Annotated in this window: 11 protein-coding genes; all 11 read right to left on the bottom strand. The window is 47.2% G+C overall.

Features of this window, described 5'->3' with window-relative positions; all coding sequences use genetic code 11:
* Positions 1-27: 27 nt before the first annotated feature.
* Positions 28-309, bottom strand: coding sequence for a co-chaperone GroES (gene groES, locus HMPREF9429_RS02700; protein WP_006941417.1), 282 nt, complete (start codon positions 307-309; stop codon positions 28-30).
* A gap of 103 nt (positions 310-412) precedes the next feature.
* On the bottom strand, positions 413-997 hold the full coding sequence (locus tag HMPREF9429_RS02705) for an ANTAR domain-containing response regulator (RefSeq protein ID WP_040773458.1): 585 nt from the start codon (positions 995-997) through the stop codon (positions 413-415).
* A 5-nt stretch (positions 998-1,002) separates the two neighbouring features.
* Positions 1,003-2,406 (bottom strand): sensor histidine kinase, encoded by a 1,404-nt coding sequence (locus tag HMPREF9429_RS02710; protein ID WP_006941419.1) that lies wholly within the window; start codon positions 2,404-2,406, stop codon positions 1,003-1,005.
* A 6-nt stretch (positions 2,407-2,412) separates the two neighbouring features.
* Positions 2,413-3,429 (bottom strand): tRNA (adenosine(37)-N6)-threonylcarbamoyltransferase complex transferase subunit TsaD, encoded by a 1,017-nt coding sequence (gene tsaD / locus HMPREF9429_RS02715; protein ID WP_006941420.1) that lies wholly within the window; start codon positions 3,427-3,429, stop codon positions 2,413-2,415.
* A gap of 15 nt (positions 3,430-3,444) precedes the next feature.
* On the bottom strand, positions 3,445-3,909 hold the full coding sequence (gene rimI, locus HMPREF9429_RS02720; protein WP_006941421.1) for a ribosomal protein S18-alanine N-acetyltransferase: 465 nt from the start codon (positions 3,907-3,909) through the stop codon (positions 3,445-3,447).
* Positions 3,900-4,610, bottom strand: a complete 711-nt coding sequence (gene tsaB / locus HMPREF9429_RS02725; protein WP_006941422.1) for a tRNA (adenosine(37)-N6)-threonylcarbamoyltransferase complex dimerization subunit type 1 TsaB — start codon at positions 4,608-4,610, stop codon at positions 3,900-3,902. Before tsaB ends, rimI begins: the two co-directional genes overlap by 10 nt.
* A complete protein-coding gene (locus HMPREF9429_RS02730; protein WP_006941423.1) occupies positions 4,594-5,061 on the bottom strand; it encodes a bifunctional tRNA (adenosine(37)-N6)-threonylcarbamoyltransferase complex ATPase subunit type 1 TsaE/phosphotransferase in 468 nt (155 codons plus the stop codon). Before HMPREF9429_RS02730 ends, tsaB begins: the two co-directional genes overlap by 17 nt.
* A 1-nt stretch (position 5,062) precedes the next feature.
* Positions 5,063-6,049, bottom strand: a complete 987-nt coding sequence (gene thiL, locus HMPREF9429_RS02735; protein WP_006941424.1) for a thiamine-phosphate kinase — start codon at positions 6,047-6,049, stop codon at positions 5,063-5,065.
* Positions 6,050-6,138: 89 nt separating this feature from the next.
* On the bottom strand, positions 6,139-6,633 hold the full coding sequence (locus HMPREF9429_RS02740) for a GNAT family N-acetyltransferase (RefSeq protein WP_040773461.1): 495 nt from the start codon (positions 6,631-6,633) through the stop codon (positions 6,139-6,141).
* A 147-nt stretch (positions 6,634-6,780) separates the two neighbouring features.
* Positions 6,781-7,431 (bottom strand): TetR family transcriptional regulator, encoded by a 651-nt coding sequence (locus tag HMPREF9429_RS02745; protein WP_006941426.1) that lies wholly within the window; start codon positions 7,429-7,431, stop codon positions 6,781-6,783.
* Positions 7,432-7,631: 200 nt separating this feature from the next.
* Positions 7,632-8,855: a chloride channel protein gene (locus HMPREF9429_RS02750; RefSeq protein WP_006941427.1), complete on the bottom strand. Its 1,224-nt coding sequence runs from the start codon at positions 8,853-8,855 to the stop codon at positions 7,632-7,634.
* Positions 8,856-8,992: the final 137 nt, after the last annotated feature.

Here is an 8,992-nt window from a genome sequence, read left to right on the forward strand (position 1 = left end):
GAGTCACTCCTTATAAGAAATGCTATATTATATAGTCGCTAAAATATCACGTTCACTGACAATTAAATAATCAACACCGTCATATTTAACTTCCGTACCTGCATATTTCGAGAAAATAATTTTATCGCCTACGCTTACTTCCAAGGGAGTACGCGTACCGTTGTCCTGTAATTTACCTGTGCCTACGGCAATAACTTCCCCCTGGCTCGGTTTTTCTTTAGCCGTATCGGGCAGGAAAATACCGCTCGCCGTCTTTTCTTCCTGTTCTAATACACGAATTACTACACGATCTCCTAACGGTTTAATCATTGTATGTTCCTCCTCATATCATTCATTTCCATCTTCATTGTTAGCACTCAAGTTTTATGAGTGCTAACCACAAGACTTATATTACCCATTAAAGGTGAAAAAGTCAAGATTTATTTTTATTCGTTTCTGCACGAATTAAATCGGTCGCCGCCTTTTTCATAGAGATGCCGTGCTTCATGCAATACTGTTGAAGACGCCGTTGTGCCTCTCCTTCCGTAATACCGTATCTTTTTACCAAAATTTCTTTGGCCCTCGCCGACAGTTTCAGCAGCTGTTTCTCTTCTCTCAGCCGAAATGACTCCTCATCCTTTTGACGTTGGCTCCTGAACTGAGATACGGCCACTTCCATGGCCGGATACAAATTGGCGGGATTTACAGGTTTCACCAAATAGGCGAATACACCCGACTTAGCCGCTTCATCTACAATATCCGGCTGACTATAGGCGGTCAGTAAGATAACGGGAGCCAATTTTTCACCATGAATCAACTTTGCAGTATGAATTCCGTCAAGCCGCGGCATCTTCACATCCAGAAAAACCAAATCGGGTCGTTCTCTGCGCACCGCTTCCAACGCCTGCACTCCGTCAGCCGCTTCCGCAACGACGACATGACCCCTTTCTTCCAGCATTTCTTTCAAATCCATGCAAATAAGGGCTTCATCATCGGCAATGACTATGCGATAAGACATTTTCATCACTCCTCTATGTAAGGAAAAGTTACGGTCGCCGTTGTCCCGCACGGTTGATTGGCGCAGATAGAAAAACTGCCGTGTAAATCTTTTTCCGCCACAGTTTTCACGATTTCCAGACCCAAGCGTTTTTTACCGTCTATTCCGGGTTCCATACCTTTCCCCGTATCCGTAACGACAAGTATACACTGCCCGTTTCGCCTCTTGACGGAAAGATAAATATCACCGCAACCGTCGTCTGAAAATCCGTGTAACACGGAATTGGTAAGCAGCTCATTTAAAATCAAAGCCGCCGACACGCCTACGCCTGATGACACGAAAATCACTTCACCGTTAAAGTGTGTCCTTATTCGTTCTCGGATTTCCGTGAGACTGGAAACGGTCAATCCCAATAAACTCTCCCCTAACTTAGCCAAATCTATTCGTTCTTCTTCCCCGTATGCCAACGTATCGTGAACCAACGCGATACCGAGGATACGATTTAAAGCTTCCTGCAATGCGTTCCGTGCTTCTTCATGCTCGACACGCCGCATTTGCATGCGTAAAATACCGGCAACGGTTTGCAAATTATTTTTCACACGATGATGAATTTCTTTAATAACCGAATGCTTTACTTGCAGTTCTTCTTCTTTTCTTCTTATTTCCGTCCGTTCCGTTAAGACGAGAACCAGCTGAAAGAGTTTTCCGCCTCGCACAAGAGGAATAGCCCTTAAAGTCAACGACGATTCGGGGCTGTTAATCTCTTCCGTCGTTCCCTGCCGTGTTACCAGGGCGTGGCGTGCAGCACTTAGATCAGCAAAATCCGTAAAAACGCTTTCTCCCTTAAGCGGCGACGTACGCCCCCGTAATCTCATGATTTTTTCCGCCGTGTCATCGGCATAAATAATCCGTCCGCCTTTATCCACAATGATGACTCCGTCCTGAACGGACAGGCGACCGTATAATCCCGCTTCATCGGCCGAAGCGGGCACTTGTAAGATACTGAAAGCCGTTTCCGTCAACAGCTGTTTATCGGCCGCCACCTCCCCCGTAAAAGACAGTACGGCAATGACCTTGCCGCCGTTATCGACAAAAGGATAGACCGTCATGGATTCCGTACGACCGTAATCCACTTCCTTGTGTGCTGTCAAGCTTCGCCTTTGCGTAAACACATCGGCAATAACCGGCTCATCCCCGCAAGCTACGATAGCACCGACCGATGTATCCGCCTTACCTTCCGCTGCAAATAAGGGTTTACGCACAGCTGCCGACACGAGAAACCCCTCTTTGGATGACGGTACGAAAAGAGCCAACCTTCGTTGCGCCAAATCGGCGGCAAACTGAAGGAAAGGCTCACTTTTTTCCAAAATATGAATTTGTACGTCCGATAAGTGACTGTCACTATGACAGATATCCGCTATAGTAGGCATACGTTCCTATGTCTCCGTTCCCGTTAGAGACAATGCCGGTTTCGCATTCAAAGTCATATCTGCGAAACGGCCGTCTTGAGCCATGTAATACGCACGACAGCCGATCATAGCCCCGTTATCCGTGCATAAAATCGGCTCAGGCTTATAAAAAGTATATCCTTTTTCTTTACACACCGTTTCCATAGCCTGTGTCAAGCCGTGATTAGCCGCTACGCCGCCGGCCAGGACGACGGTGCGAAGCCCCGATAATTCCGCCGCATTGACAGTCTTTTCAACGAGTGTTTCTACAACCGTCTTTTGAAACGACGCCGCAACATCCTCGGGACTATACGTTTCACCGCGTTGCTCCTGCGTGTGCAAATAATTGAGTACTGCCGACTTCAAGCCGCTGAAGCTGAATTCAAAGTTGTTTCTCTCATGCAAGGCCTTAGGAAAAACAACGGCATCGGCATTTCCGAGGGCTGCCAGTTTATCAATTTGCGGACCTCCCGGATAGGGATACCCCATGACGCGGGCTATCTTATCAAAAGCCTCTCCCGCCGCATCATCCCGCGTCTGTCCCATGAGTTCAAATCGATTATAGCCCAGCACCTTTACAAGCTGAGTATGGCCGCCCGACACGACAAGAGCCAAAAAGGGCGGTTCCAATTCTGTATGACTGAGAAAGTTGGCAAATATATGCCCTTCCATATGATTGACCCCTACCAAGGGTTTGTCGGCGGCAAAGCTCAAGGCCTTAGCCGTAGCCACCCCGACTAAAAGGGCCCCTACCAGACCGGGGCCGTAGGTTACTCCGATATGGTCGACATCGTTCAACGTGATTTCAGCCTCTTCCAACGCTTCTTTTACAACAGGCATAACATATTCAATGTGCTGTCGTGAAGCGATTTCCGGCACGACGCCGCCGAACTTACGATGAATCGGTACTTGCGTAGATATAATATTGGATAAAATCCGACGACCGTCTTCAATGACAGCCACGGAGGTTTCATCACAACTCGTTTCCAAAGCTAATGTATACATTATCTCTATCCTTCATCAGCGTACCCAAGGGTAGGCTTCTTTTTTACAATCCATAACATAGGCATCTTCTACGGGGTCGGAATAATAATGCTTTCGTACACTTAATACCTCGTAGCCCAATTTTCGATATAGGTGAATGGCTCCCTGATTGGAAATGCGCACTTCCAAAAATATTTCAGTACAACCTGCTTCCCATGCGGCTTCCATCAAAACACGCACCAGCAATTCGCCGTACCCTTGTTGACGAAATTCCTTGCGCAAGGCAATATTGGTAATCTGCCCTTCATCAAGAACCTGCCACAACCCGGCATACCCGACGATCGTACCGTCTTCTTGCTCCAGTACATAGTAAAGAGCCCGTTCGGACTCCAATTCCCGTTGCACAGCCTGTAACGACCAGGGAATGGAAAAAGAATCCTGTTCCACTTCAAAAATTCCCTTGTCGTCGGTCCGTACGGCTTTACGAACAATTACGGACATATTGGATCACCGTGCCGTTTCTCCCAGAGAACTTCCGCCTCACTGCGCCGCTTATAAGCCGGTGTCAAGGTCATACAATCATCCGTATCGCCCTTGTCAAAACGTTCCTGTGCCGCTACTGCCAAAGCTCCGGCTCTGGGAATAATTTGGTGCGGTCGAGCAAGCAAACACTTGTCTCCGCCGGATGCAATCAAATCGGCAAACTTAGAGGCTCCGTCACCGCAAAACACAACCTTTTGATTTCCTTCAGATACGCGGTTAATAATATCCGCTACCGCCATAACCGTAACGGCTTCATCTTCATACAGCTTTCCCTGCCGCCACGAATACACGGATACATATACATTCCCCTTCTGTGCGTCAATAAGCGGACATACGGCATAAGCCGAATCGACAAAATTCCACGCCAGACTACGCGGCGTTTCAACCCCCACAAGGGGTACCTTCCAAGCAAAAGCCAGTCCCTTGGCCGTAGCCAGACCGATGCGTAAACCCGTAAAAGACCCGGGCCCGACGGATACGGCTACTCCGTCAATATCCTTCTTACTGACAGCCGCCTTGGTAAGCATATCCGCAATATGCGGCATAAGCTGTTCCGAATGAGTTAATCGTGCCTGAACGGTTACTTCCGCCTTTAATACGCCTTCGTGCAAAAGTGCGACACTTGAAACGAGACAAGATGTCTCAATGGCCAAGAGCATATCCTTCTACCTCTTTCAATAAATCTTTCCAACGGGATGCATCTGCTTCTACTGTAATCTCCCGCTGAGTATCACCTGTTTTTTTGATGGTAATCACTGCCGCATCATCAGGAAGTCGATGAGGAAACTTTTCCGACCATTCTACAAAAGAAATCCCCGTCTCCCAATATTCTTCCGGATCGATAGAATCCAGCTCATATTCTTCTTCAAGACGATAGAAATCGAAATGATGCAAAGGCGGTACATGGTCATATACATTCATAAGAGAAAAGGTGGGGCTGACAACGGGTGAAGTAATTCCCATTTGCTTAGCCGCTCCTTGGACCAAATGCGTCTTACCGGCCCCCAAATCCCCCTTGAGAGCGATGACATCCCCTTGTTTTAAAACCTTGCCCACACATTCGCCGAAGGCTATAGTTTCGGCTTCACTACGGGTATATAGAGTAATCACCTTATTCGCCTCCGCTGAAATGATTCCATCCCGACGGTGCCAATACCTGCGTATGGTGTCCGTCTTTCAAATATACGTTACCGCTCCCTGCTTGAACCTTTCCGATTACCGTAAGAGAGGAAAACTCCTCTTTCAGTAAATAAAAATCGTCGGGTGCCATAGTCAGCACGAGCTCATAATCTTCACCGCCCGCAAGAGCGTAGGCATACGGATCCTTTCCCGACACTTCGCACCATCGGCGGAGTTCATCAGACAGGGGGATTTGCAACTTGTCCAGTATCAGATCTACATGACTGGCCGCTGCAATTTCATTGCTTTCACTGGCTAAGCCGTCGCTAATATCATTTAAACTGTGACACCCGTATTTTACGGCCAATCGTCCCAGTTCTACTTGCGGCACGGGCATAGCATGTGCCTTCTTCATGGCCGCGTACCCTGCATCTCCTGCCAAGAGGACATCCAACCCGGCTCCAGAATTTCCCAACGTATTGGAAACAGCCACAATATCACCCGGTACGGCGCCGCTTCGTAAGACGGCCTTACCCGCCTCAATTTCACCGAAAGCCGCCACCGTAAGCACGGCACCTTCAGATGACACTACCGTGTCTCCACCGAGAATATTAACACCGTAATGACGGCAAATATCCTTCATTCCCCTATACAATTCATCCGTTTGCGCCGCATCCATCTGCGGTGTCAGAGCCACGGACAGAACCAGGTGCGTCGGTTCAGCCCCCATTGCCGCAATATCACTTAAATTGGACGCCACGGCCTTATATCCCGCTTCGTACCAGGTAGCCGTCTTACCGATAATAAAATGTCGACCTTCAATCATCGTATCTATAACGGCCACTTGTTCCTTGCCTTCCGTTGTCTTATATACGGCCCCGTCATCGCCTATACCGACAACGACTGATGCGGGATTTACAATCGTGTCTTTTTTTATTCTGTCTATAAACCCGAACTCTCCTATGTCCGACAACTTCATACTTTCCACCGTCCTTATGCCTTATGCGGTCTATTTGCTCATCATTTTATTGTAAAATAAGACGCCTTGCTTGTACAGACATAGACGTCTTACCTATTTTCCGAACGAATATAGTCATAAGCTATCAGTTCTCCGCCTCTTACAGTTATGATTCCGCACCGTTTAAACCCGAACGACTCTATGACCTTTTGCATAGGAAGATTATTCTTATGCGTATCAATCCGCAAATAAGGCTTCCGGTCTGAACAATAGGTAAGACAGGCCCGACCGGCTCCCTTTACAGTCCCGTCCGAAGCTAAGCGATGAACCGTTCCGTACGTTTCATTCTTACGCCACTGTCCGTCACAAATCTTCGTATACGTAGGTTCTTCTCCTACAATAAATGCAAAAGCACCGTGAACCCTTCCTTTTTCTTCCAATACATAAGCTTGGCCATCGGTAATATTTTTCACCAAAAGTTCTCGGCCGGGGTAAGAAGGCTCCCATTGGTCAGGATTTCCCGTAGTAATCATAAACTTCCTGGCCCTTGCATATATCTGTTCCATAGATGCCAAGTCTACAATAACTGCACGTCTGATTTCCACTATTATCGCCCGCTTTCATCCACATGAGTGTACCACAAAGCATCGTCTCGAACAAACATCACGGCCATAACAAAAAGTCGCATCCATAAATGATGCGACTTTCGTCATTTTCTATATTATTGCTACAACAGAAATTCCGGATTTCGTCTATTTTAAAAGACGGGCGGCACAATTATAAACCAATTCATATACACTCATTTGCATGGCAGCAACATTAGCCAACTCCAAGGCTTCCGCCTGTTTTTTTGTACCCGTTGTATACGGATAAATTCCGAACATAAAAGGAAAAAAAGCATAAGCAAAAGCTTCCGCTTCGGCAATCCCCATGTAGGGGATATATCGTGCCAAACAGCTGCACACAGCCTTTCTGGCCGCCATACAGACGCTTTTAAACTCGGCCAAGCAACGAACGTCGCTATGCTCTTCCATATCGAATTGATTCATGGCCAAAAGCTTCAATAAGATCGGTCGTGTCGAGAGCGATTCAGCCAGCATGCCGGCAAAACCGGACGCTGTCTTTTCGTCTGACGTCGGCTTTACCGCTTCCAGATAACGAATCCACGCTTCGTATTCGCGCTGTAATAAGGCCAGAAAAATATCTTCTCTCGTGCTGAAATAATTGTATATGGAAGGCCTCGTAAAAGATGTATACTTGGAAATTTCCTTAATTGTTACCTCTTTAAAGCTCATTACCTCATATAGCTTCTCACATGCATTAATAATTTCTTCCCTACGCGCCCGTGTTAACTCCGGAGATCCCTTCGGCATTTTGACTCCTTTCCGACAAGCTGCTTGCATCACTTGTCTTTCCGTTTTCTTTCTGCCGCCTCAATCCTAAGATGATTAAATTAGATTTTAATATTTCTATTTAGTAATAGTATAGTATGGCGGTCTACATAAATCAAACGTTTAAGTTACCCCATAACCAACGGGCATTAAATAAAAAACAGATAGAAGCCATAGTCATATATGACTTCTATCTGTTCCGGTCGACTGCATTAATATTTTCTTTGTAAAAATCGTTGCGTTATCAAGGCCGTTCCCATAGCCAGAGCCATAGGATAAAAAAGTTCAGTTGAAAATCGAGATATTTCCAACATAAATACGCAGGCTGTCAGAGGCATTTTCTGTGCCAATCCCAAAAATACGACAGCTCCTACAAAGGCTGCAAAAGACAAAGATACGGGACTGATACAAACACCCCACAAAGCAGCTAAGACAAGGGCCGACGTACTCCCCAGCATCATAGACGGAGTAATGCGGCCACCGTAGGCACCTGCCGCAAGAGCTGCCAAAACAGCCAACCACTTCGTCAGGAACAACCCTGCCGCATACTTCCAATCGATGGCATCCGTAAAGGTCAGCTCATTTCCCGCCTTACCGTTCCCTAAAATTTCAGGAAAATACACGGCCATGAGACCGATGAAAACAAATGCCCCTACGGCAATAACGATCATTTTCGGACTTTTTCTGTCAAACTTCGGTAAAGCGGTTACGGTCTGATTAAAGAGCCGAACAGTTACAGCCGTAAAGATTCCCAAGATAACGGCAAAGGTTTGGTAACTTCCCGTTACATCCGGCATAGGTAAGGCATATTGAACCGCATCTCCTACGACAAAGCGTACAATACCTGCCGCCAATCCGCACGATAACAAGGCTGTACCGACAGCCTTTACATTGCAAGTCATAACGAGAGTTTCCAAAATGAATACGGCAGCCGACAAAGGGGCATTATATACGGCAGCCAAACCGGCCCCGGCTGCACAGGCAATAATCAAGGCCCGATTATCCCTCGTTAGATTATTGTGCTTTACAAGCGCACTCATAATACAGGCACTGGCTTCCCGCGGGGCCACTTCTCGTCCCAGCGGTGAGCCGGCACCGACGGTAATAATTTGTAAGGTCGCATGAACCAGAGTCGTCACTAAGGGCATGGTCTTCTTTTCATCTTGAATAGCCGTTTTAATATCCACCAGCGGTGAACCGTAACGATGAATAAGCACCCACCCTATGCCGACAACCAGACCGCACCCGAAGAGAGCCGCCAGTCTGTGTTCGGGAGATACTCGCGCCACAGCCTGTCCGAAATCCAACCCATCAGCCGTAGAATAGGCATATACAAGATGCTGTACAAAATGCATTAAATGAATATAAAAAGAACCGATGACTCCCGCTGCAAGACCGGTAATCAGAACCAAAAATATTACTTTTCTGTCTTCCATGATCTCACCTTACGTATTCGTACAATAAAAACATTTTACTCCCTCGTCGTCCTTGCCGCTTCACAGCCCGCACTTCTCGCAACCCTCGCGGGGGTATAGACTCATTGCGCGGTAGGTTGCGGTCGTCCTTGCCGCTT

It is taken from the genome of Megasphaera micronuciformis F0359 (genome assembly GCF_000165735.1).
Classification (GTDB): domain Bacteria; phylum Bacillota; class Negativicutes; order Veillonellales; family Megasphaeraceae; genus Megasphaera; species Megasphaera micronuciformis.

What these genes read in the sequence shown, in the direction of transcription:
- rimI (WP_006941421.1), bottom strand. Translation starts at nt 3,909, where the DNA reads ATGTCCGTAATTGTTCGTAAAGCCGTACGGACCGACGACAAGGGAATT.
- thiL (WP_006941424.1), bottom strand. Translation starts at nt 6,049, where the DNA reads ATGAAGTTGTCGGACATAGGAGAGTTCGGGTTTATAGACAGAATAAAA.
- tsaD (WP_006941420.1), bottom strand. Translation starts at nt 3,429, where the DNA reads ATGTATACATTAGCTTTGGAAACGAGTTGTGATGAAACCTCCGTGGCT.
- HMPREF9429_RS02750 (WP_006941427.1), bottom strand. Translation starts at nt 8,855, where the DNA reads ATGGAAGACAGAAAAGTAATATTTTTGGTTCTGATTACCGGTCTTGCA.
- tsaB (WP_006941422.1), bottom strand. Translation starts at nt 4,610, where the DNA reads ATGCTCTTGGCCATTGAGACATCTTGTCTCGTTTCAAGTGTCGCACTT.
- HMPREF9429_RS02745 (WP_006941426.1), bottom strand. Translation starts at nt 7,431, where the DNA reads ATGCAAGCAGCTTGTCGGAAAGGAGTCAAAATGCCGAAGGGATCTCCG.
- HMPREF9429_RS02710 (WP_006941419.1), bottom strand. Translation starts at nt 2,406, where the DNA reads ATGCCTACTATAGCGGATATCTGTCATAGTGACAGTCACTTATCGGAC.
- HMPREF9429_RS02705 (WP_040773458.1), bottom strand. Translation starts at nt 997, where the DNA reads ATGTCTTATCGCATAGTCATTGCCGATGATGAAGCCCTTATTTGCATG.
- groES (WP_006941417.1), bottom strand. Translation starts at nt 309, where the DNA reads ATGATTAAACCGTTAGGAGATCGTGTAGTAATTCGTGTATTAGAACAG.